Here is a 19,938-nt window from a genome sequence, read left to right as displayed (position 1 = left end):
GGCGGCGAACGCGCCGAAGAGGTTACCGCCCTTGTCCGATCCGTTGAGCCGGTCCGTCGCCGGAGGTTCGCCGACGAGCGCGGAGGCCGAGTCGTCGGGGGCGTCGCGTCCGCGCCGGGCGCTGCTCCTGTGCAACCCGAAGGCCCGCAACGGCGGCGCGGCGATCGATGCCGTGCGCGAGGCGTTGCGCGCGGGCGGCCTCACGCTGGTCGAGCCGGAGCCCGAGCGCGATTGCTGCGCGGTGATCCGGCGGCACGCGCAGGACGTCGACCTCGTGATCCTCGGCGGTGGCGACGGCACCATGAACGCGGCCGCGCCCGCCCTCGTCGAGACCGGCCTGCCGCTCGGCATCCTGCCGCTGGGCACCGCCAACGACCTCGCCCGCTCCCTCGGACTGCCGCTCGATCCGGTGGCCGCCGCGGAGCTGATCACGCAGGTCGCGCCGCAGCCGGTCGACCTCGGCTGGGTCAACGGGCACTACTTCTTCAACGTGGCCAGCATCGGCTTCTCGGCGGACCTCGCCGGCGGCCTCACCGCGGAATCGAAGAAGAAGTGGGGCACGGTCGGCTACGCCATCGCCGCCTTCCGGGTGCTGCGGCGGGTGCGGCCCTTCACGGTGACGATCGAGCACGACGGCAAGCGCGAGCGCGTCACCACGATCCAGGCCTCGGTCGGCAACGGGCGCCACTACGGCGGCGGCATGACGGTGGAGGAGACCGCGACCGTCGACGACGGCAAGCTCGACTTCTACTCCCTCGAGGTGAAACACTGGTGGCGCCTGCTCGCCCTGCTGCCGGCGCTCCGCCGCGGCACCCACGGCAGGGCCGAAGACGTGCGCGCCTTCCAGACCACCGAGGTGGTGCTGAGCACGCGGAAGCCGCGGGCCGTCAACACCGACGGCGAGCTCACCACCCACACCCCGGCCCACTTCAAGGTCTTCCCGAAGATCCTGAAGATCTATGCCCCGGATGCGGCCGACCGGCCGGGAGCCGGCGGCACCCGCTTCCTGCCGCTCTGACGCGAGGCGCCCGATGGACCATCTCGTTCGACTCGCCGCCGACCCGACGGTGTGGGCGGCGCTGGCGACCCTCGTGGTGATGGAGGTGGTGCTCGGGATCGACAACCTGATCTTCATCTCGATCCTCACCAACAAGCTGCGGCCCGAGCACCAGGCGAAGGCCCGCCGCATCGGCATCGGGCTCGCCCTAATCCTGCGGCTGGGGCTGCTCGGCACGGTCGCCTTCATCGTGCAGCTGACGAGCCCCGTCTTCTCGGTGCTCGGCCACGCCTTCTCCTGGCGTGACCTGATCCTGCTCGCCGGCGGCCTGTTCCTGCTGTGGAAGGCCACCACCGAGATCCATCACAGCGTCGACCCAGCTCCGGAGACGGCGACGGGCGGCGCGACGCTGGGCTTCGCCGCGGCGATCGGCCAGATCCTGCTCCTCGACCTCGTCTTCTCGATCGACTCGATCATCACGGCGGTGGGCATGACCGAGCACGTGCCGGTGATGATGATCGCCGTCGTGACGGCAGTGGTCGTGATGCTGGTGGCCGCCGAGCCGCTCTCGGCCTTGATCGCGAAGAACCCGACGGTGGTGATGCTGGCGCTGGGCTTCCTGATCATGATCGGCATGACGCTGATCGCCGAAGGCTTCGGGGCGCACGTGCCCAAGGGCTACATCTACACCGCGATGGCGTTCTCGGCCGGCGTTGAAGGGCTGAACATGCTGGCGCGGCGGCGGCGGGCGTAGCGGCCGCCCGTCCCGCGCTTGCGCATCCGCACGGTCCCGCCCATTCTCGAAGGGACCGATCCCCCGCAACCCGTTTGGAAGACGTGATGGTGGCGCTCAAGCTCACGCAGATCGGCGACGCCGTCGGCGTCGTCCTTCCGAAGGAGGTGCAGGCGCGGCTCAACGTATCGACGGGAGACACGGTCTTCCTCGTCGAAACACCGGACGGCTACCACCTGACACCCGAGACACCGGATTTCGCGGATCAGATGGCGGTTGCCCGCGCCGTCATGAAGGATCGCCGCGACGCGCTCCGCGAACTGGCGAAGTAGCCGCGACACTCCGCCCTCCACCCCGCGACCTCATCCTGAGGTGCCCGCGCCAGCGGGCCTCGAAGGAGGTCTCCAGACATCGCGCGGCCGGCTGGAGGGCTCCTTCGAGGCTCCCGCTTCGCGTCCGCACCTCAGGATGAGGGGGTGGGGAGGATCGACGGTCAGTCGGGCTGTCATGAGAAAGGCCCCGATCCTGCGATCGGGGCCTTTTTCTCGTTCGAGTCCTAAAAATCGTCAGGTGTTCATCGAGTCGAAGAAGTCGCCGTTGCTCTTGGTCTGGCGCAGCTTGTCCATGAGGAACTCGATCGCGTCGGTGACGCCCATCGGGTTGAGGATGCGGCGCAGCACGTAGGTCTTCTTGAGCGCGTCCGGCGGAACCAGCAGCTCTTCCTTGCGAGTGCCGGAGCGGGTGATGTCGATGGCCGGGAAGATGCGCTTGTCCGAGACCTTGCGGTCCAGGATGATCTCGGAGTTGCCGGTGCCCTTGAACTCCTCGAAGATCACCTCGTCCATGCGCGATCCGGTGTCGATGAGCGCGGTGGCGATGATCGAGAGCGAGCCGCCCTCCTCGATGTTTCGGGCCGCGCCGAAGAAGCGCTTCGGGCGCTGCAGGGCGTTGGCGTCGACGCCGCCGGTGAGTACCTTGCCCGACGAGGGCACCACGGTGTTGTAGGCGCGGCCCAGACGGGTGATCGAATCCAGCAGGATGACAACGTCGCGGCCGTGCTCGACCAGGCGCTTGGCCTTCTCGATCACCATCTCGGCGACCTGCACGTGGCGGGTGGCCGGCTCGTCGAAGGTCGAGGCGATGACCTCGCCCTTCACCGAGCGGATCATGTCGGTCACCTCCTCCGGGCGCTCGTCGATGAGCAACACGATGAGGTAGCACTCCGGGTGGTTGATGGTGATCGACTGCGCGATGTTCTGCATCAGCACGGTCTTGCCGGTGCGCGGCGGCGCGACGATCAGGGCGCGCTGGCCCTTGCCGATCGGGGCGACGATGTCGATGATCCGGGGGGAGAAGTCCTTCTTCGGCGGCGCGTCGAGCTCCAGCTTGAAGCGCTGGGTCGGGAACAGCGGCGTCAGGTTGTCGAAGTGGACCTTGTGCTTGATCTTCTCCGGGTTCTCGAAGTTGATCGTGTTGACCTTCAGCAGCGCGAAGTAGCGCTCGCCGTCCTTCGGTCCCCGGATCGGGCCTTCGACGGTGTCGCCGGTGCGCAGGCCGAAGCGGCGGATTTGCGTGGGCGAGATGTAGATGTCGTCGGGCCCCGGGAGGTAATTCGACTCCGACGAGCGCAGGAAGCCGAACCCGTCCTGCAGCACCTCACAGGTGCCGGCGCCGATGATCTCGACCTCCTTGGCCGCGAGCTGCTTCAGGATCGAGAACATCAGCTCGGCCTTGCGCATGGTCGAGGCGTTCTCGACCTCGACCTCCTCGGCGAAGGCGATCAGGTCGGTGGGCGTCTTGGACTTGAGGTCCTGGAGCTTGACCTCGCGCATGGCGTCGAGGTCGGAGGCCGCGAGCGCGCCCTCGGTCGGCGCATTCGAACCGGGCAGGTTCGAGCCGGGGATGTCCGCGAGGGCGGAGACGTCGGACTGTTCGTTCATGGGATGTCTTGAACCGACGAAAGCGAAGGTTGAGGCGGGGAGCCTGGCAATCGGGAGAAGGCGCCGGATGTCTGGCCGCGAAGGGTGCGGCGGACCCGTGCATCGTCTTGGCGGAGCCCCGGGGGCTCACGGATGCTGCGGTGGCGCTTTTTGGGAGGGCAGATCACGCATATCGTGTTTTTCGTGCCGGCTCAAGGGCTGGGTACACGCTCCCGTCCCGGATCGAACGATCCGCCGCGGAGATGCGCGATACCAGCGTTAAAGATTCCGGCTCAAGCCTCGAAACCGTCTCGCCCCGGGAGTTGGTCATGCGTGTGGTGAAGGCGCTTGGGATGGTGCTGGCGTTCGCGGCGTGCAGTCCCGCAGCGCATGCAGCGTCCTCCGCGCGGGCAACGCGCAGTGAGGCGGCCTACCTTGAGGCGGCGTTCAGCCATGATTTGTGTACGCGTGATGACGGCGAATTGCGGACGCTCAACAAGCAGCTGAGCCGGAAGCCGGCAAACACCAAGCCGTAGGGCCGCTCCCAAGATCATCGGACCCCGGGGACGGTCTCGTCGCGACACGCCGGACCGAATGATCAGACCGGCCCGGCGTCATCGCATCGGATCGAGTTCAGGCCGCCTTGCGGCCGGACTTCTTCGTGGCAGGCTCCTCCTCCGTCGGCTCGGTGCCGTCGAGGTTGAGGCTCTCCGCGATTTCCGAGAGCAGCGCGTCGGTCTTCTTCTCCTCCTGCAGGGTCTCGTCGAGGAGCTTGGCCGCGTCGGCGTAGCCGAGCTGGGCGGCCCAGGTCTTCAGGGTGCCGTAGCGGGCGATCTCGTAGTGCTCGACGGCCTGGGCGCAGGCGGCCAGAACCGCGTCGGCGGCGGGGCTGTCGCCGAAATCCTCCAGGTCCTCCTCCATCTCCGAGGTGATGCCCTGCATCGCCTCGCAGGTCTTGGCGCGGGCCGGCTTGCCGATCATCTCGAACACCTGGGTCAGGCGCTCGACTTGGTTGGCGCTCTCCTCGGCGTGGGTCTCGAATGCCTGCTTCAGCTCGGCATGCTCGGCGGCCTTGGCCGACTTCTTGAGCGCCTTCACCGACTGCTTCTCGGCGTAGTAGACGTCCTTCAAGGTCTCGTAGAAGGCATCGTGCAGCGTCTTCGGCTTGGTGGCCATGGCAGGTCTCCGGGTTCTCGCGGGCCGGCCGCGACGGCAGGCGGCCCCTGGGCTGCCAACCCGGCGACGCCGCCTCGGGTCCCGACGAAATCCCGATGAAATATCGCGCCCTGTGGAGGAACCGGACGGCTCCGACAGGCGATCGCTCGCGGCTCATACCGATCACGCGCGTCGCGATGCGGTCCCCGATCGCGGACGGCGGGAGCCGTTCAGCCGACGGCCCGCTGCAAAGTGCGCGAGGGGGCGGGCACGGCATGCCCGAGTTCGCGAGCCATCGCGATCCAAGCATCGATCGCGTCGCGGACGTTCACCAGAGCTTCCTCGGGGGTCTCGCCGTCGGACATGCAGCCTGGGAGATCGGGCACTGTCGCAGCGAAGCCGCCGCCGTCATCGTGGGTCAGCGGGGAGATGACGACGGGATAGGTGAGTTCGCTCATGGCGCGGCTCTGACCTTGTCGATGAACCGGACGAGTTCGCGGATGTACCATCCCTTGATCGGCCGAGCAGCGGGGATCGTCAACTTTTCGAATTGGGAGCGGTGGCCGATCCGATAATGCGAACCGCCGCCGCGTGGGGGATGGCAAACGACGTCGAACTCGGCGCAGAGCGCCATGATGTCCGAAACAGTCCAGCCGGCCATCGGCTTGGCACGCATCGCTTCCAGGCGTTTCGACATGCGGCACCACCTCCTGACTCGAAGGCAATTTTTTCAGAGTGATAAGTTAATTTTCCTCGGACCGGACACCCACCGCGAATGGGTTAGAATTCGGTTGCGATCTTGGGCGGTCACCGCGCTGTCCTGCCTCGTCGGTTAGTTGCGCGACGATCCCCGCCACCTCGGCCTCGGCGGCGGCAAAGCCGAGGCTCGTGTCGATCACGTAGTCGGCTCGCGCCCGCTTCTCGGCGTCCGGCATCTGCTTGGCTAGGATCGCCGCGAACGCGGCCTCGGTCATGCCGGGGCGGGCCAGCACGCGGGCGCGCTGCACCTCGGGCGGCGCGGTGACCACGAGGACGGCGTCGCACCGGGCCTCGCCGCCGGTCTCGTAGAGCAGCGGGATATCGAGCAGCACCAGCGGCGAGCCTGCATGGCGTTCGAGGAAGGCGTGGCCGACGGCCCCGACCAACGGGTGGACCAGCCCCTCCAGCCGGGCCAGCGCATCCGGGCGCCCGAGCACCGCGTCGCGCAGTTGCGCGCGGTCGACGCCGCCGTCCGGGGCGAGCGTTCCGGGGAACGCGGCGCCGATCGCCCCAGCCGCGGCGCCGCCCGGCCCGTAGAGGGCGTGCACGGCCGCGTCGGCGTCGTGCACCGGCACGCCACGTGCGGAGAACATCGCCGCGGTGGCAGATTTCCCCATGCCGATCGAGCCGGTGAGCCCGAGCACGAACGGTTTTTTGCGCACAGTATCGCTCATCGGAGCGGACCTATCGCGGCAGGTCGGCGACGACGACCGCGCGCAGGGCCTCCGTCACCCTCGGGCGCACGCCGAACCAGGCCTCGAAGCCCGGCACCGCCTGGTGCAGCAACATGCCGAGCCCGTCGATCGCCGGAAGCCCGCGGGCGCGGGCGGCGGCGAGGAAGCCCGTCTCCAGCGGCACGTAGACGATGTCGGCCACCGCCGCGTGGGCCGGCAGCGGAGCGAGGTCGAGGTCGAGCGGCGGGTTGCCGGCCATGCCGAGCGCGGTGGTGTTCACCAGAAGCCCGGCCTCGGGCATCAGCGCCGGGATCGCGTCCCATTCGATCGCGGTCGCGATGCCGGGGGCGAGCGCCGCGACCGTCTCCGCCCGCGCGCGGGTGCGGTTGGCGACGACGATGCGCGCGAGGCCGCGCTCGGCCAAGCCGACGACGACGGCGCGGGCCGCCCCGCCCGCCCCGAGCACCAGGGCGGTGCCGGCCCGCTCCGGCCAGCCGGCGCCGAGGCTCTGGTCGAGGTGGGCGGTGAAGCCCGGTGCGTCGGTGTTGTCGCCGAAGATCCGACCGTCGGCGCCGACCACCAGGGTGTTCACGGCCCCGATGGCGCGGGCCCGCGGGCTCAGCGCGTCGCAGAGCGCAAAGGCCGCCTCCTTGTGCGGGATCGTGACGTTGCCGCCACTGAAACCGGATTCCGGAAGCCGGTGAAAGAACGCCTCGAAGGCGTCGGGCGCGACGGCGATCCGCTCGTAGCTGCCGGCGATCCCATGCTCGCGCAGCCAGTGCCCGTGGATCAGCGGCGAGCGCGAATGCGCGATCGGATGGCCGACGACGAAGGCGCGCCTCACGCCACGCACTCCCGCGCGAGGAGGCAGGGCGGGCCGCCGGCCTCCTCGATCTGCAGGGTCGCGTGGGCGATGCCGAAGCGGGCGCGCAGCGCCTCGGCGACCTCGACGAGGAAGCCGTTGCCCGGGTGGCCGCCGGCCATCACCAGATGCGCCGTCAGCGCGATCTCGGTAGTGCTCATCGGCCAGATGTGGAGGTCGTGCAGGCCCGAGACTTCCGGGCGGGCGTCGAGGTAGGCGCGCACCGCGTCCGGGTCGATGCCGGGGGGCACCGCGTCGAGGGACATCGCCACGCTGTCGCGCAGGAGCCCCCAGGTCGCCCAGACGATCAGGCCGGCGACGACGAGGCTGACGGCGGGGTCGATCCAATCGAGGCCGGTGGCCAGGATGGCGAGGCCCGCGAGCACGACGCCGGCCGAGACCGCGGTGTCGGCGGCCATGTGCAGGAAGGCACCGCGGATGTTGATGTCGCCCTTGGCGCCGGACGCGAACAGCCAGGCGGTGACCCCGTTCACCAGGATGCCGAGGCCCGCCACCACCATCACGGTCGTGCCGACCACGGGCTCGGGATGGATCAGGCGCGAGACCGCCTCCCACAGGATCGCGCCGGTGGCGACGAGCAGGAACACCGCGTTGAACAAGGCGGCCAGGATCGAGGAGCCGCGCAGGCCGTAGGTGAAGCGCGCGGTGGAGCGGCGCTTGACCAGCACCGAGGCGACCCAGGCGGCCACCAACCCGAGCACGTCGGAGAGGTTGTGGCCGGCATCGGCCACCAGCGACATCGAGTTGGCCGCCAACCCGTAGCCGGCTTCGATCACCACGAAGGCGGTGTTGAGCGCGATGCCGATCGCGAAGGCGCGTCCGAAGCTCGCCGGGGCGTGGACGTGGCCGAGCCCACCGTGGCTGTGGCTGGCATGACTATGGCCGCCATGGTCGTGACCGTGGTCGTGCCCGGCATGATCGTGGTGATCGTGTCCCGCCATGTCGCGTTCCTAAAACGTCAGGAGCCCGGAGGCCCGCAGCCGCGCGAGCAGCGGCAGCAGCGGCAGGCCCAGGATGGTGCTGTGGTCGCCCTCGACCCGGTCGAACAGGTGGATGCCGAGCCCTTCAAGCTGGTAGCCGCCGACGCTGGCCCGCACGCGATCCGCGCCGGCCAGAGCCACATAGGCCGCGATCGCGTCCGGATCGAGCGGGCGCAGGGTGAGGCGGGCGGTCTCGACGAAGCTCTCGACCCGGCCGCCCTGCACGATCGCGACGGCGGAATGCAGGGCGTGGGTGCGGCCGGCGAGTTCGCCGAGCTGCGCGCGGGCCTCCTCCAGGCTGGTGGGCTTGTGGAACACGCGGCCGTCGGCATCGAGCACCTGGTCGGCGCCGACGACGACGCGGTCGGAACAGGTCTGCGCCACGGCAAAGGCCTTCGCCTCTGCGAGCCGCAGGGCCAGCCCCTCGGGGGAACTCTTGGGATCCTGGCCGGTGCAATCGGCCTCGACCGCGCGCTCGTCGACGCCCGGCGCACGCGCCTCGACGACCAGACCGGCACTCTCGAGCAGCATCCGCCGCGTCGAGCTGGTGGAGGCGAGGACGAGGGGGCTCGGGCCCCGCCAAACCGAGGGCGAGGGGAAAGACGAGGTTGGCATCCCGCCGGAGTGTCACGGATCGGCGGAACGCCGCAAGCGCCGGCCGGCACCACGCCCAAAACCCCGCCGTCCGGAACGAGCCGGCCGACGGAGCTTGAGGGGACCGATACGCGACGCTGACCCCGAAGACAGGATTACCGCGGCGGGGTTAGCGCCCGGTCAACGGGGCGGATGGCGACGGGTGCGCGTTGTGGGACAGACATGGGCCGGCCTCGGTCATGCACGCCGTGCGGCCATCTTCGCCCGCCGAAGGTCTGCATCACACTGAAACCATCTTCCGGTCGGCTTGTCCTTCCGCGCCGACTGCGTCCCGGTCTCAGCTTCGAGCGCCTGGTCGTCGGGCACGTCGTCCCGCTCCGCCCATCCGAGAAGGCCCAGGACGTGGCGCGGGTCTGCTGCGACGAGCGCGAGCAGGGTGCGGGCTGCCGGATCGGGCGGCGTCCGCCCCTGCTCCCAGTTCTGCACCGTCTTGAGCGGCACGCCGATCGCCTGTGCGAAGACAGTCTGCGACATGCCGAGATGCAGGCGCAGGCGAGCCGAGGGGACTACCAGCACGCCATCGGGTAAATCGCCATCCGCCGGTTCGCCATCCTCGATCCCGTGGCGGTGGATGTCGGCCTCCGTCGTCGCCGCCATCTTTTCGCGATCGATCATGGGCCGGTGGGTCCGAAGCTCGTCTGCCGTGACCCGAGCCATTGCCTGCGCTCCTTCGCATTGGACAACCGCGCCGAGATGATGCGGCGCACGCCGTCGCGATCGGTATAGATCACCGTCAGGACGAAGCCGTCCCGCTCGCCGGTCGCGCGGATACGGGTCTCTCCGTAATCCCGGCGATCGTCCTCGACCTCGACCGTGTCGCCGTCGAAGTTCCCGGCAGCGAAATCGAAATCGAACCCACGCTTCCGTAGGGTCTTCTCGTGTTTCGCATCGTCCCACGCGAAATCCATGGGCAAGGATCGGCCTCAGGCGCAGAATAATCAAGGACTATCCGCTTGAAGCGGACATCATCGAGCCTGCCCCCGAGAGCGCCCCTCACGCGGCGATGAACTTCAGCCGGTGGTCGCGGTACAGGTCGAGGATCGCGGCGGCGGTCTCCTCGATCGAACGGCGGGTGACGTCGATGGTCGGCCAGCGGTTCTTACTGAACAGGCGGCGCGAGGCGGTGATCTCGTCGGCGACGGCGTCCTTGTCGACGTACATCGAGGAATCGTCGGCGTTGAGGCTGAGCAGGCGGTTCTGGCGGATCTGGACGATGCGCTCCGGCGACGCGATCAGCCCGACGACGAGGGCCTTGCGCACCCGCTCCAGCGCCAGCGGCAGCGGCATGCCGGGCACGAGCGGCAGGTTGGTGGTCTTGAGGCCGCGGTTGGCGAGGTAGATCCCGGTCGGCGTCTTCGAGGTGCGGCTGACCCCGATCAGGATCACGTCGGCCTCCTCGAGGTCGTCGGGCAGGTTGCCGTCGTCGTGGGCGAGCGTGAAGTTCATCGCGTCGATGCGCTTGAAATACTCCGCGTTCAGCGTGTGCTGCGCCCCGGGCCGGGCCGCCTTCTGTGTGCCGAGGTAGGATTGCAGCAGGTTGTGCACCGGCTGCAGCACCGAGAGGCAGGGCGAACTCGATTCCCGGCACGCGGTCTCCAGACGCTCGCCGAGGTCGCCGCCGACGAGGGTGTAGAGCACGAGTCCCGGCGCCGCCTGGATCTCCGAGATCACCCGTTCGAGCTGCGGCCCGGAGCGCACCAGCGGGTAGACGTGCTCGATCGCCGAGACGCCCTCGTACTGGGCGGCCGCCGCGCGGCCGACGTTGATCAGGGTCTCGCCGGTGGAATCCGAGACGAGGTGGAGGTGGAAGTAGCTGCGGCTCATCCGGTCTCCTCCGGTCGCGGAAGCGGGGGAGGCTCCCTTATCCACCGCCGGCCGTCAGGGGAGTCGATAAGTGTGGATAGGATGGCCCGCCGGCCCGGTCCAGCCGGAGTCCGCGAAATCCATCGACTCCCGCGTCAACAGGGTGTCCGATCGGGCGTGTCGGAATCCGTGCGCCTGGGAGAATCCGGGACGCAGGCGCGCAACGACCGCCGTCGGCCCGCGCAAGGCGCTGGCGGGACTGGCCTATCGCAGACATTATCGGCAATCCGTTAAAGCCTGCTTAACGGCGTTGGGCCCGGGAGAGCCTGTGGACACGCTTGCACTCCCATGACTCATGCCTCCAAGAGAAAAAACAGAGTCCTAGAATCTCTCTTCTCTTAGATTAGACCGGGCTGGGGACGGCCTTCGTCGCGCTTCGACGGGGACCGGACGAACGGGCCTTCGACAACAAGACCTGAGCCCGACAGGGCGGAACGGGAGGCGGCATTGGGGGACACGATGGCCACGCAGGGCACGGTGCAGGGCGGCCCCGACCGGAAGGTCCTCAGGGTGCTCGCCGGCGAGGCGATCTCGCCGCCCCCCGCCTGGATGATGCGTCAGGCCGGGCGCTACCTCCCCGAGTACCGGGCGACGCGGGCGGAGGCCGGCTCGTTCCTCGACCTCTGCTACAGCCCGGACTTCGCCGTCGAGGTGACGTTGCAGCCGATCCGCCGCTTCGGCTTCGAGGCGTCGATCCTGTTCTCCGACATCCTCGTGATCCCGCACGCGCTGGGACAGGACGTGCGCTTCGTCGAGGGCGAGGGGCCACGCCTCGATCCCCTCGAAGGCCGGGCCGAGTTCGAGCGCCTGCGGCAGGCCGGCGACCCGGCGATCTTCGCCCATCTCGAGCCGGTCTTCGAGACGGTGCGGCGCCTGCGGGCGGAGCTGCCGCCCGAGACCACGCTCCTGGGCTTCTGCGGGGCCCCCTGGACGGTGGCGAGCTACATGATCGGGGGACGGGGCACCCCGGACCTCGCGCCCGCCCGTGCGCTTGCCGAGGCCGACACGGGCCTGGTCGACGAACTGATCGACCGCCTGGTCACCGTGCAGACCGAGTACCTGGTGCGCCAGCTCCGGGCCGGCGCCGACGCGGTGCAGATCTTCGAGTCGCATGCCGGCACGCTTCCGCCCGCCCTGCCGGCCGGCACGGCGCTGGTCGAGCCGGTAGGCGACGTGTCCGACAGCGCGCTCCCCGAGGAGACCGAGCAGGACGCCTTGAGCCGCTGGTCGTTCGCCCCGATCGCGCGGATGATCGCCGGCATCCGCGCGGCGGTGCCGGATGCGAAGATCATCGTGTTCTGCCGCGGCGCCGGGCTCGAGGGCCATGCCCGCGTGGTGCCCGAGACCGGCGCCGACGCGGTCGGCGTCGACTGGTCGATCGACCTCAAGGCCCTGCGCGACCGGGTGCCGGCGACGACGGTGACGCAGGGCAACGTCCACCCCGACACCCTCATCGAGGGCGGCGCGGCGCTCGATGCCGCCGTCGACGCGGTGCTCGACGCCACCCGTGGCCTGCCCCACATCTTCAACCTCGGCCACGGCATCACCCCGCAGACGCCGGTGGCGCACGTGGAGCAGATGCTGGCGCGGCTGCGGGGCGGTTCGCCGTCCTCTTGAGGGACACCTGCTAGAGGCCGCGCATTCCCCTCGCCCCGCCTGCGGGGAGAGGGCCGCGACGACCTTGTCGTCGTCGCGGCGAGGCGGCAGCCAAGGGTGAGGGGGCTGCGCCGAAGGAGCCTCTTCGTTCGCGCCCCCTCACCGCCGCTGCGGCTTCGCCTCCGCTTCCCACAGGCACGACGAGGTGCCTGTGGGCCTCTCCCCGCAAGCGGGGAGAGGGAGAAACGCGCCCTATCCGCCTAATTCCGGAAACATGCGCCCTGCCCGAACATCACACCCGGAACCCTGACCCGTGCTCGACAACCTCTATCCCTGGATCAAGGCGTTCCACGTCGTCGCGGTGATCGCGTGGATGGCCGGGATGCTCTACCTGCCCCGGCTGTTCGTCTACCACGCGTCCTTGCCCCCCGGCCCGGGCTCGGCGGCGCAGGCGGCGACGTTCAAGGTGATGGAGCGGCGCCTGCTCAAGGCGATCATGAACCCGGCCCTGATCGTCACCTGGGTCCTCGGCCTGACCCTGGCCTGGACGAGCGGCGCCTACGTCACCGGGTGGCTTCAGGCGAAGTTCGCGCTGGTGCTGGCGATGACCGGCATCCACGGCTGGCTCGCCCGGATGGTCAAGGATTTCGCCGCCGACCGGAACAGCCGCGGCCACAAGTTCTACCGCGTGCTCAACGAGGTGCCGACGCTGCTGATGATCGTCATCGTCGTGCTGGTGGTCGTGAAGCCCGGCCTCTAGAGCATTTTCGGTGATCCAGAGATCACCGAAAATGCTCTCTCTTGTTGCGGGGCCGCATGGCTTCCTGCGAGCCGGCATCCACCTCGCTCGAAAATGCTTCGGCGCACGATTTATCCGTTCGGTTCGCCCGGCCGGCGTGCGATGGAGAGCGGAGCACCGCCCCATTGGACCGCCATGACCGCCAAGCCGAGCCTCGTCCTGCCCGTCCTCGCGGCCCTGCTCGCCGCAAGCCCCGCCCGTTCGGCGAGCTTCGATTGCGAGGCGGCCAAGGCGGCCGACGAGAGAGCGATCTGCACGACGCTCGCCCTCAACGACCGCGACGTCGAGATGGCGACCCGCTTCGAGATTCTGAAGGACGTGCTGCCGATGGGCGGCCGCGCCAAGCTCCGCGACGACCAGGAGAGCTGGCTCACCGAGCGCCGCGCCTGCGCCGCCGACACCGCCTGCCTCAAGGCGATCTACGACGCGCGCCTCAAGGTGCTGCGCGCGGTGCAGTCTGAATTCGCCAAGCAGGGGCCGCAATAGGTCGCTCGGTGGCAAACCCTGACGGGCGGTCCTAAAGCCGCGCCAGCAGCCGCTCCGCCAGGGGGTTCTCGGCGGCGAAGGCGTAGTCGATCCGGCGGACGGTGACGGCCTGGGCGCCCGCCCGCACCAAGCTGTCGGCGAGGTCGAAGACCGCGTCGGCCGGGCAGCGCATCACGATTTCCCCGTCGGGTCCGCGCGGGGCGCCGTAGGGCAGCTCGGCCTCGTGCAGGCCGCTGATGCTGGCGAGGTCGATCGCACCGGATTCCGGCATCGCCGCGCGGACCTCGCGGGTGGTCCGCGCCCGCTCCTCGGCGGCGATCCGGCCGAGCACGGCGCGGAGCGCCGCGCGCTGGCTCTCGCCCCAGGGCGCGTTGAGGGAGGCGACGAGGTTGGCCTCCGAGCGCAGGATCACCCCGTCATCGAGGATCTTCAGGGCGTTGGCGGCGAGCGTCGCGCCGGTGGTGGTGATGTCGACCACGATCTCGGCCGAGCCGGCGGCCGGCGCGCCCTCTGTGGCGCCCAGGCTTTCGACGATGCGGTAGTCCACCACCCCCTTCTCCGCGAAGAAGCGGCGGGTGAGGTTGACGTATTTCGTGGCGATGCGCAGGCGCCGGCCATGGCGGGCGCGCATCTCGGCGGCGACCTCGTCGAGGTCGGCCATGGCGCGCACGTCGATCCAGGCCTGGGGCACGGCCACCACCACCGTGGCGTTGCCGAAGCCCAGCGGCGTCAACAGCTCGACCTGGCCGTGGACGTCGGGCAGCGTCTCGCGGATCAGGTCCTCGCCGGTGATGCCGAGATGGGCCGCGCCCGAAGCGAGCTGGCTCGCGATCTCGGAGGCCGAGAGGTAGCGCACCTCGACGCCGGCCACGCCCACGAGCTTGCCGCGGTAGTCGCGCGCGCCTGCCCCCTGCGCCAGGCGCAGGCCGGCGCGACCGAAGAAGGCCGCGGCGTTCTCCTGCAGGCGGCCCTTGGAGGGCACGGCCAGCACCAGGGGGGCATCTGCGTCCATGGTCTCGCTCATCGGCCGGCTCCTGCGACGCGGTCGACCCAGAAGGTGCAGCCGACGGCCGGCTGCGCGGTGGCGCTGCCGAGATGGGTGAGGAGCCCGTCGTAGCGGCCGCCGCCGACCAGCACGGGGCCGGGCCGGTCGCCGCCCGCGGCCGTCACCTCGAAGATGAAGCCGGTGTAGTAGTCGAGGTTGCGCGCGAAGGCGCCGGAGAAACGAAACCCGTCGAGCCCCATGCCGCGGGCGGCGATGAAGCCGTTGCGCTCCTCGAACAGGTCGAGGGTCGCCTCGAGTGTATCGTGGCTCAGTCCCGCGTCGCGGACGAGTGTCCGCAGGTCGCGGGCGGCGGCGTCCGGGTCGCCGCCGATCGCGCGGTAGCGATCGACGATCGCGCGGTTCTCGGCGTTCAGGCCGGCGCCGCCGTTGGCCTGGGCCGCGGCCTTGGCCAGGAAGCGCTCGGCGATCTCGCCGGCGCTGCGCCCGCCCACCGCCGAGATGCCGGCGATCGCCAGCACGTCCTCGACGAAGGCGCGGACCCCGCGCGGGTCCTGGCCCTGGATCGCGGCGAGCAGGCCCGCATGCGGGTCCTCGGGCAGCGCGGCGTTGGTGACCGCGTCGAGGGAGCGCCCGGCAGCCAGCGCCCGCAACGTCCGGCGCTTGGCGGCCGGCGGCACGCTCAGGGCCTCCAGCAGTGCCACCGTCAGCCCCATGTCGCCCAGTCGCACGCTCGGGGCCGAGTGCCCGAACAGGGCGAGGCCTTCGAGGGCGATGCCGAGCACTTCGGCGTCGGCGGCCGGGGTGTCGGCGCGGCCGATCGATTCGATGCCTGCCTGCAGGAACTCGTCGGGCTCGTCGGCCGCCAGCCGGAACACCGGGCCGCAATAGCTGTAGTCGGCCGCCCGGCCGTCGCCGCCGGCCAGGTGCAGGCGGCAGACCGGGATCGTCAGCTCCGGTCGCAGGCACAGTTCGGCCCCGTCGGAGTCCTGCGTGACGAAGATGCGCCGGCGGATGTCCTCGCCGGAGAGCTCGAGGAACGGCTCGACCGGCTGCAGCACCGGCGGCGTCACGAAGCGGTAGCCCCCTTGCGCGAGGTGCGCCGAGAGCCGCGCTTGTGCCGACGCGCTCGCCTCCGTCTCTCCTGCCTGCGGTCGCGTCATGATCCTGCCCGTCGTCGTCGAGCGGTTCTGTAGCAACCGGAGCCGGGCTTGGCGACCGCCCCGCCGGGCCTCGCGAGCGGGAATGAACACGCAGGGTCAAACCTTTGGGACGCGCGGGCGCATGCGGCGGCGATCGCATCGGCTATCGTGCGGCTCCCGTCCCCACCGGAGCCGACCCGATGCGCGCCCTCGCCCTTGCTTCCGTCCTGGTGGCCTTGCCGCCGCTCTGCACGCCCGCGCGGGCGGAGTTCCCGTGCGACGAACTCTGGGGCGAGCGCAACGCGGTCTACGGCGAGGCCGGCTACTGCTTCCGCACCCCGCGCGGGATCAAGGCCTTCGGCAACGCCGGCTGCCGCGACGACGACATCGCCGACGTGCCGCTTTCGGCTCGGGATCGTGCCAAGGTCGCCGAGATCCAGCGCCAGGAACGCGCCGCCGGCTGCCCGCGCTGAGGCTGCCGCTGCTCGTCCCCCCGCAGAGGGGGGAGAGAGAGCCGACCCCTACCCTTACGCGTCGGCCGAAAAATGCTGCGCCAGCACGGCGCGCACGCGCTCGACCATCTCGGCCTCGGGACAGGAGAATTGGGCCGGCCGGGCGGCCTTCCACTCGGCGTTGCTGGCGATGTTGCGGGCGGCCTCGGCGCCGGCGACGAGGTCCTTGACCTGGATTTCGCCGGCCTCGCGCTCGTTCGAGCCCTGGATGATCGCCACCGGGCTGCCGCGGCGGTCAGCGTACTTCATCTGCGCCTTCATCCCGGCGCCGCCCAGATAGAGCTCTGCCCGGATGCCGGCCCCCCGCAGGGTGGCGACGAGCCGCTGGTAGGCGGCGATCTCGTCGCGGTCGAGCACCAGCACCACCACCGGGCCGGGCTTGGCCGGGGCCTCGGCGAGCGGGCTGCCGGTGAGCTGCAGCGCCGAGAACAGCCGCGACACGCCGATGGAGAAGCCGGTGGCCGGAACCGGATCGCTGCGGAACCGCCCGACGAGCCCGTCGTAGCGCCCACCCCCGGCGACCGAGCCGAAGCGCACGGTCTGCCCGTCCTCGTTGGTGACGGGGAAGGTCAGCTCGGCCTCGTAGACCGGGCCGGTGTAGTATTCGAGGCCGCGCACCACGGAGGGGTCGACGCGGATGCGGTCCACGCCGTAGCCGGCGGCGTCCACCAGCTTGGCGATGGTGTGCAGCTCCTCGATGCCGGCCCGCGCGGTCTCGTTCTCGCCGAAGGCGGAGAGCAACGCGTCGACGAAGGCGAAGCGTTCGGGCGTTTCCTCCGAACCGCCGGCGAGCAGCAGCGCGATCACCTTGTCGGCTTGGGCCCCGTCGAGTCCGGCGCCCTTGGTGAAGTCGCCCGACTCGTCCTTGCGGCCGGGGCCGAGCAGCTGGCGCACGCCCTCCGTGCCGAACTTGTCGAACTTGTCCATGGCGCGCAGCACGGTCAGCCGCTGGCCGGCCTGCGCGTCGCCGCCGAGCCCGATCGTCGCCAGCACCCCGTCGAGCACCTTCCGGTTGTTGACCTTGATCACGTACTGGCCGGCCAAGCCCAGCCGATCCAGCGTGTCGGCCATCAGCATGCAGGCCTCGGCGTCGGCGGCGACGCCGGGCGCCCCGACGATGTCGGCGTCGAACTGCATGAACTGGCGGAAGCGGCCCGGGCCCGGCTTCTCGTTCCGGAACACGAAGCCGTTGCGGAAGCTGCGATAGGGTTTCGGGATCGCGTCGAAGTTCTCGGCCACGTGCCGGGCCAGCGGCGCGGTGAGGTCGTAGCGGAGCGAGAGCCACGCCTCGTCGTCGTCCTGGAACGAGAACACGCCCTCGTTCGGGCGGTCGAGGTCGGGCAGGAACTTGCCGAGCGCCTCGGTGTACTCGACGAACGGGGTCTCCAGCGCCTCGAAGCCGTAGAGCTCGAACGTCGCCCGGATCGTCTCCAGCATCCGCCCCTGCGCCGCGATCTCGGCGGCGCGGCGATCGACGAAGCCGCGCGGCAGGCGGGCCTTCAGGCCGGATTTTTCGGCCTTCTCGGCCTTGTTGGAATCGGCCTTGGACATGAGGGTTCGTTTCGATCGCGCGCTACGGGGGTCGCGCCGGGCTGTATCGCGGCGGCGGGGGCAGCGGCAAGCAGGGCTGGATTTCGAAGGCGGGCGGGTTCTCGCGGCGAGACGATGGTGGGCATTTTCCCTCCCCCGCACCCAAGTCGGGCTCGCCCGACTTGGGCACACAGGGTGCGGATCTCGGGCAAGCCCGAGATCCGTCGGGGGGGTAGGGAAGAGGGGCGGCCTAGTAAGGCGAGATCCACTTCAGCCACAGCAGCGCGGCGAGGCTCACCACGGCGATCGGCATCTGCAGCGGGCGCAGGCGAGCGAAGAACAGCGGTGCCTCTCCGGTGCGCGCGGCGATCGGGTCGAGCACGGCGATGGCGGCGTAGCCGACGATCAGGAGGGCGAGCGCCGGGATCGCCTTGCCCATCACCACCGTCACGAGGGCGGAGAGCCCAAGCGCGAACAGCCCGAACATCGTCGCGATCTGCACCACCGTCGGCCCGCCCTCGGTGCGGAAGCTGACGCCGCGGCGCACGCCCGCCAGGAACAGCAGGATCGCGGCGCCGTAGAGGATCGTCACCAGGGCGACGAGGTAGTCGAGGGGCTGGCCGCGCATCCACCAGGCGGCGGCGGCGCCCGCCACCAGCGGCAGCATCGGCCCGAAGCCGAGGACCACGCTGAGCCAAGGCGTCTCGCGCGATTCATGGGCGGTGAGGGTGCGTCCGGTGGCGTCGTCGCGCATGAGGGTCAGGCCGTTTCCGTGTTGTCTCGGGCAGGTTCGGGCGAGGCCGGCGCGCGGGGACGGCGCGCCGCGCGCCGGCACGTCATGATCCGTGCCATACAGGTGTTGGCCCCCGCCGCGCGAGCGTGAAACCGCGCCCAGCACCGCGGTGCCGGGATTATGTCGCGGCCTGTGCCGTGCGGGCCTGGCGCCGCCGCGACCGGCGGCCGGGCTCGGGCGTCGCGTCGAACCAGATCACCAGGGCGAGCGCCGCAAGCGCAGGCGCGCCGAGCGCCAGGAACGCGCCGGCCCAGCCGAACAGGCCGAAAGCGAGGCCGCCGTACCAGGCCGAGAGCGCGCCGCCGACGCCCTGCACCGCGTTGACGGTGCCGAGCGCCGTCTGCGTCCGGCCCGAGCCCCAGGTCAGGTCGGCGACCACCACCGGCACCGCCACGCCGACGATGCCCGACGCCACCCCGTCGAGGATCTCGGCCAGGATCAGCCAGGTCGGGTCGTCGACGAAGGCCGAGAGCGCGGCGCGCACCGGCAGCACCGCGAAGGCCGCGAGCAGGAGCTTGCGCCGGCCGCGCCGGTCGGCGAGCGAGCCCGCGAACAACGCCACCGGCACCATCGTGAGCTGGGCCACCATGACGTAGATCGCCGTCCAGTGCGTCGCGCTGACGGCGGTGGCGACGAGCTTCTGGCCGAGCAGCGAGAGCATGCCGCCGCTGCCGAGGTTGAACAGCGTCAGCGCGCAGGCGAGCACCAGGAGCCGGCGGTCGCCGAGGACGGTGCGGATACTGGCCCGCTGCGGCGCGTCCTCCTCCTTCTTCCCATCCTTGGCCCCATCCTTCGCCTCGTCCTCCTTCCAGCCGACCGCCCGGCGCTGGCTCCAGGCGGAGGCCGGCGTCGCCAGCGCGGCGGCGATCGCCAGCATCGCCATCAGGCCGAGCACCCAGAAGGCGATGGCCGGCCCGAACCGCGCGGTGCCGAGCGTGATCGCGCCGGCGGCGATCAGGATGCCGACGTGGTTGAAGGCCTGGTTGCGACCCTGCTGGCTCGGGAACCGGTCCTTGCCGACGATCCCGAGGGTCAGCGCCGTCACCGCCGGCAGCAGCAGGGTGCCGCCGGCCGCCGCCAGCAGCTGCGCCGTGAACACGAAGGCGAAGGCGCGGGCCGGCAGAAGCAGCAGGGTTCCGGCGAGGATCGCGGCGCAGGCGGCGGCGATCAGCCAGCGCGGCCGCCCGACCCGGTCGACCAGCGCGCCGAACGGGCCGGAGAGCAGCAGCGTGCCGAACCCCACAAGGGTGGTGACGAGGCCGACACGGGCCGGGCTCCACGATCCGGCCTCGGCGAGCCAGGTGCCGAGGAAGGGTCCCAGGCCGCCCTGGATGTCGCCGATGAAGACGTTGATCAGGGCGAGGTGGGTGGTCGGGGCCATGCCGTCCTTGGGTGTCCGCGGGAGCGGCGCAGGGCCGTGGCCCGGCTCCGTCCCGCGGTCAAGCCGCGGCGGATCGGAC

Annotated in this window: 24 protein-coding genes; 8 read left to right on the top strand and 16 right to left on the bottom strand. The window is 70.5% G+C overall.

What is annotated here, in order from left to right; all coding sequences use genetic code 11:
• Positions 1-43 precede the first annotated feature (43 nt).
• The 3 genes from FV226_RS06120 to FV226_RS06110 all read left to right on the top strand — a co-directional run bounded on the left by FV226_RS06120 (position 44) and on the right by FV226_RS06110 (position 2,062).
• Positions 44-1,018: a lipid kinase gene (locus FV226_RS06120; protein WP_147762205.1), complete on the top strand. Its 975-nt coding sequence runs from the start codon at positions 44-46 to the stop codon at positions 1,016-1,018.
• A 13-nt stretch (positions 1,019-1,031) separates the two neighbouring features.
• A complete protein-coding gene (locus tag FV226_RS06115) occupies positions 1,032-1,751 on the top strand; it encodes a TerC family protein (protein ID WP_147762191.1) in 720 nt (239 codons plus the stop codon).
• 86 nt (positions 1,752-1,837) lie between these two features.
• Entirely contained in the window at positions 1,838-2,062 is a 225-nt protein-coding gene (locus FV226_RS06110; protein ID WP_147762190.1) for an AbrB/MazE/SpoVT family DNA-binding domain-containing protein, read from the top strand.
• Positions 2,063-2,296: 234 nt separating this feature from the next.
• Here the strand turns inward: FV226_RS06110 and rho are convergent, their stop codons facing one another.
• Entirely contained in the window at positions 2,297-3,670 is a 1,374-nt protein-coding gene (gene rho, locus FV226_RS06100) for a transcription termination factor Rho (RefSeq protein WP_187275223.1), read from the bottom strand.
• A 242-nt stretch (positions 3,671-3,912) separates the two neighbouring features.
• On the opposite strand from rho, the gene FV226_RS06095 reads away from it, so the two are divergent.
• Entirely contained in the window at positions 3,913-4,185 is a 273-nt protein-coding gene (locus FV226_RS06095; protein ID WP_147762188.1) for a hypothetical protein, read from the top strand.
• 97 nt (positions 4,186-4,282) lie between these two features.
• Here the strand turns inward: FV226_RS06095 and FV226_RS06090 are convergent, their stop codons facing one another.
• The 10 genes from FV226_RS06090 to FV226_RS06045 all read right to left on the bottom strand — a co-directional run bounded on the left by FV226_RS06090 (position 4,283) and on the right by FV226_RS06045 (position 10,578).
• Positions 4,283-4,825 (bottom strand): ferritin-like domain-containing protein, encoded by a 543-nt coding sequence (locus FV226_RS06090; RefSeq protein ID WP_147762187.1) that lies wholly within the window; start codon positions 4,823-4,825, stop codon positions 4,283-4,285.
• 209 nt (positions 4,826-5,034) lie between these two features.
• Entirely contained in the window at positions 5,035-5,262 is a 228-nt protein-coding gene (locus tag FV226_RS06085; RefSeq protein ID WP_147762186.1) for a type II toxin-antitoxin system HicB family antitoxin, read from the bottom strand.
• The gene (locus tag FV226_RS06080) at positions 5,259-5,501 is read right to left on the bottom strand and encodes a type II toxin-antitoxin system HicA family toxin (protein WP_147753719.1); all 243 of its coding nucleotides are present in this window, start codon (positions 5,499-5,501) and stop codon (positions 5,259-5,261) included. Before FV226_RS06080 ends, FV226_RS06085 begins: the two co-directional genes overlap by 4 nt.
• A 46-nt stretch (positions 5,502-5,547) precedes the next feature.
• Complete coding sequence (coaE, locus tag FV226_RS06075) at positions 5,548-6,237, bottom strand: dephospho-CoA kinase (RefSeq protein ID WP_147762185.1); 690 nt, start codon at positions 6,235-6,237, stop codon at positions 5,548-5,550.
• 10 nt (positions 6,238-6,247) lie between these two features.
• Positions 6,248-7,090 carry a shikimate dehydrogenase gene (locus tag FV226_RS06070; RefSeq protein ID WP_147762184.1) on the bottom strand — a complete coding sequence of 281 codons (843 nt, stop codon included), beginning with the start codon at positions 7,088-7,090 and terminating at the stop codon, positions 6,248-6,250.
• Complete coding sequence (locus FV226_RS06065; protein WP_147762183.1) at positions 7,078-8,061, bottom strand: cation diffusion facilitator family transporter; 984 nt, start codon at positions 8,059-8,061, stop codon at positions 7,078-7,080. The genes FV226_RS06070 and FV226_RS06065 overlap by 13 nt, the downstream gene beginning before the upstream one ends.
• A gap of 9 nt (positions 8,062-8,070) precedes the next feature.
• Positions 8,071-8,715 carry a nucleoside triphosphate pyrophosphatase gene (locus FV226_RS06060; protein WP_147762182.1) on the bottom strand — a complete coding sequence of 215 codons (645 nt, stop codon included), beginning with the start codon at positions 8,713-8,715 and terminating at the stop codon, positions 8,071-8,073.
• Positions 8,716-8,931: 216 nt separating this feature from the next.
• Positions 8,932-9,351, bottom strand: coding sequence for a helix-turn-helix domain-containing protein (locus tag FV226_RS06055; protein WP_246691511.1), 420 nt, complete (start codon positions 9,349-9,351; stop codon positions 8,932-8,934).
• 14 nt (positions 9,352-9,365) lie between these two features.
• Complete coding sequence (locus tag FV226_RS06050) at positions 9,366-9,662, bottom strand: BrnT family toxin (RefSeq protein ID WP_147762180.1); 297 nt, start codon at positions 9,660-9,662, stop codon at positions 9,366-9,368.
• Between the two features lie 85 nt (positions 9,663-9,747).
• Positions 9,748-10,578, bottom strand: coding sequence for a pyruvate, water dikinase regulatory protein (locus FV226_RS06045; protein ID WP_147762179.1), 831 nt, complete (start codon positions 10,576-10,578; stop codon positions 9,748-9,750).
• 498 nt (positions 10,579-11,076) lie between these two features.
• Between FV226_RS06045 and FV226_RS06040 the strand changes: the two genes are divergently transcribed.
• The 3 genes from FV226_RS06040 to FV226_RS06030 all read left to right on the top strand — a co-directional run bounded on the left by FV226_RS06040 (position 11,077) and on the right by FV226_RS06030 (position 13,498).
• On the top strand, positions 11,077-12,234 hold the full coding sequence (locus FV226_RS06040) for a uroporphyrinogen decarboxylase (RefSeq protein WP_147762204.1): 1,158 nt from the start codon (positions 11,077-11,079) through the stop codon (positions 12,232-12,234).
• Positions 12,235-12,526: 292 nt separating this feature from the next.
• The gene (gene hemJ / locus FV226_RS06035) at positions 12,527-12,973 is read left to right on the top strand and encodes a protoporphyrinogen oxidase HemJ (protein ID WP_147762178.1); all 447 of its coding nucleotides are present in this window, start codon (positions 12,527-12,529) and stop codon (positions 12,971-12,973) included.
• A 174-nt stretch (positions 12,974-13,147) separates the two neighbouring features.
• Positions 13,148-13,498 (top strand): lysozyme inhibitor LprI family protein, encoded by a 351-nt coding sequence (locus FV226_RS06030; RefSeq protein ID WP_147762177.1) that lies wholly within the window; start codon positions 13,148-13,150, stop codon positions 13,496-13,498.
• Between the two features lie 31 nt (positions 13,499-13,529).
• On the opposite strand, the gene hisG is transcribed toward FV226_RS06030, so the two are convergent.
• Positions 13,530-14,522 (bottom strand): ATP phosphoribosyltransferase, encoded by a 993-nt coding sequence (hisG, locus tag FV226_RS06025; protein WP_238272660.1) that lies wholly within the window; start codon positions 14,520-14,522, stop codon positions 13,530-13,532.
• Positions 14,519-15,664, bottom strand: coding sequence for an ATP phosphoribosyltransferase regulatory subunit (locus tag FV226_RS06020; RefSeq protein ID WP_147762176.1), 1,146 nt, complete (start codon positions 15,662-15,664; stop codon positions 14,519-14,521). Before FV226_RS06020 ends, hisG begins: the two co-directional genes overlap by 4 nt.
• Before the next feature lie 179 nt (positions 15,665-15,843).
• On the opposite strand from FV226_RS06020, the gene FV226_RS06015 reads away from it, so the two are divergent.
• A complete protein-coding gene (locus FV226_RS06015) occupies positions 15,844-16,116 on the top strand; it encodes a YARHG domain-containing protein (protein ID WP_147762175.1) in 273 nt (90 codons plus the stop codon).
• A gap of 54 nt (positions 16,117-16,170) precedes the next feature.
• Here FV226_RS06015 and hisS read toward each other — a convergent pair whose 3' ends face one another.
• The 3 genes from hisS to FV226_RS06000 all read right to left on the bottom strand — a co-directional run bounded on the left by hisS (position 16,171) and on the right by FV226_RS06000 (position 19,859).
• Complete coding sequence (hisS, locus tag FV226_RS06010) at positions 16,171-17,706, bottom strand: histidine--tRNA ligase (protein WP_147762174.1); 1,536 nt, start codon at positions 17,704-17,706, stop codon at positions 16,171-16,173.
• A gap of 229 nt (positions 17,707-17,935) precedes the next feature.
• Positions 17,936-18,439 (bottom strand): DUF3429 domain-containing protein, encoded by a 504-nt coding sequence (locus tag FV226_RS06005; protein ID WP_147762173.1) that lies wholly within the window; start codon positions 18,437-18,439, stop codon positions 17,936-17,938.
• Between the two features lie 157 nt (positions 18,440-18,596).
• Positions 18,597-19,859, bottom strand: coding sequence for an MFS transporter (locus FV226_RS06000; protein WP_147762172.1), 1,263 nt, complete (start codon positions 19,857-19,859; stop codon positions 18,597-18,599).
• Between the last annotated feature and the right edge of the window lie 79 nt (positions 19,860-19,938).

It is taken from the genome of Methylobacterium sp. WL12 (assembly GCF_008039475.1).
GTDB lineage: Bacteria > Pseudomonadota > Alphaproteobacteria > Rhizobiales > Beijerinckiaceae > Methylobacterium > Methylobacterium cerastii.
Note: the sequence above shows the minus strand (reverse complement) of the source record. Positions and strands in the feature narration are given on the sequence as shown.

What these genes read in the sequence shown, in the direction of transcription:
- FV226_RS06115 (WP_147762191.1), top strand. Translation starts at nt 1,032, where the DNA reads ATGGACCATCTCGTTCGACTCGCCGCCGACCCGACGGTGTGGGCGGCG.
- FV226_RS06110 (WP_147762190.1), top strand. Translation starts at nt 1,838, where the DNA reads ATGGTGGCGCTCAAGCTCACGCAGATCGGCGACGCCGTCGGCGTCGTC.
- rho (WP_187275223.1), bottom strand. Translation starts at nt 3,670, where the DNA reads ATGAACGAACAGTCCGACGTCTCCGCCCTCGCGGACATCCCCGGCTCG.
- FV226_RS06095 (WP_147762188.1), top strand. Translation starts at nt 3,913, where the DNA reads ATGCGCGATACCAGCGTTAAAGATTCCGGCTCAAGCCTCGAAACCGTC.
- FV226_RS06090 (WP_147762187.1), bottom strand. Translation starts at nt 4,825, where the DNA reads ATGGCCACCAAGCCGAAGACGCTGCACGATGCCTTCTACGAGACCTTG.
- FV226_RS06085 (WP_147762186.1), bottom strand. Translation starts at nt 5,262, where the DNA reads ATGAGCGAACTCACCTATCCCGTCGTCATCTCCCCGCTGACCCACGAT.
- FV226_RS06080 (WP_147753719.1), bottom strand. Translation starts at nt 5,501, where the DNA reads ATGTCGAAACGCCTGGAAGCGATGCGTGCCAAGCCGATGGCCGGCTGG.
- coaE (WP_147762185.1), bottom strand. Translation starts at nt 6,237, where the DNA reads ATGAGCGATACTGTGCGCAAAAAACCGTTCGTGCTCGGGCTCACCGGC.
- FV226_RS06065 (WP_147762183.1), bottom strand. Translation starts at nt 8,061, where the DNA reads ATGGCGGGACACGATCACCACGATCATGCCGGGCACGACCACGGTCAC.
- FV226_RS06060 (WP_147762182.1), bottom strand. Translation starts at nt 8,715, where the DNA reads ATGCCAACCTCGTCTTTCCCCTCGCCCTCGGTTTGGCGGGGCCCGAGC.
- FV226_RS06055 (WP_246691511.1), bottom strand. Translation starts at nt 9,351, where the DNA reads ATGGCGGCGACGACGGAGGCCGACATCCACCGCCACGGGATCGAGGAT.
- FV226_RS06050 (WP_147762180.1), bottom strand. Translation starts at nt 9,662, where the DNA reads ATGGATTTCGCGTGGGACGATGCGAAACACGAGAAGACCCTACGGAAG.
- FV226_RS06045 (WP_147762179.1), bottom strand. Translation starts at nt 10,578, where the DNA reads ATGAGCCGCAGCTACTTCCACCTCCACCTCGTCTCGGATTCCACCGGC.
- FV226_RS06040 (WP_147762204.1), top strand. Translation starts at nt 11,077, where the DNA reads ATGGCCACGCAGGGCACGGTGCAGGGCGGCCCCGACCGGAAGGTCCTC.
- FV226_RS06030 (WP_147762177.1), top strand. Translation starts at nt 13,148, where the DNA reads ATGACCGCCAAGCCGAGCCTCGTCCTGCCCGTCCTCGCGGCCCTGCTC.
- hisG (WP_238272660.1), bottom strand. Translation starts at nt 14,522, where the DNA reads ATGAGCGAGACCATGGACGCAGATGCCCCCCTGGTGCTGGCCGTGCCC.
- FV226_RS06020 (WP_147762176.1), bottom strand. Translation starts at nt 15,664, where the DNA reads ATGACGCGACCGCAGGCAGGAGAGACGGAGGCGAGCGCGTCGGCACAA.
- FV226_RS06015 (WP_147762175.1), top strand. Translation starts at nt 15,844, where the DNA reads ATGCGCGCCCTCGCCCTTGCTTCCGTCCTGGTGGCCTTGCCGCCGCTC.
- hisS (WP_147762174.1), bottom strand. Translation starts at nt 17,706, where the DNA reads ATGTCCAAGGCCGATTCCAACAAGGCCGAGAAGGCCGAAAAATCCGGC.
- FV226_RS06005 (WP_147762173.1), bottom strand. Translation starts at nt 18,439, where the DNA reads ATGCGCGACGACGCCACCGGACGCACCCTCACCGCCCATGAATCGCGC.
- FV226_RS06000 (WP_147762172.1), bottom strand. Translation starts at nt 19,859, where the DNA reads ATGGCCCCGACCACCCACCTCGCCCTGATCAACGTCTTCATCGGCGAC.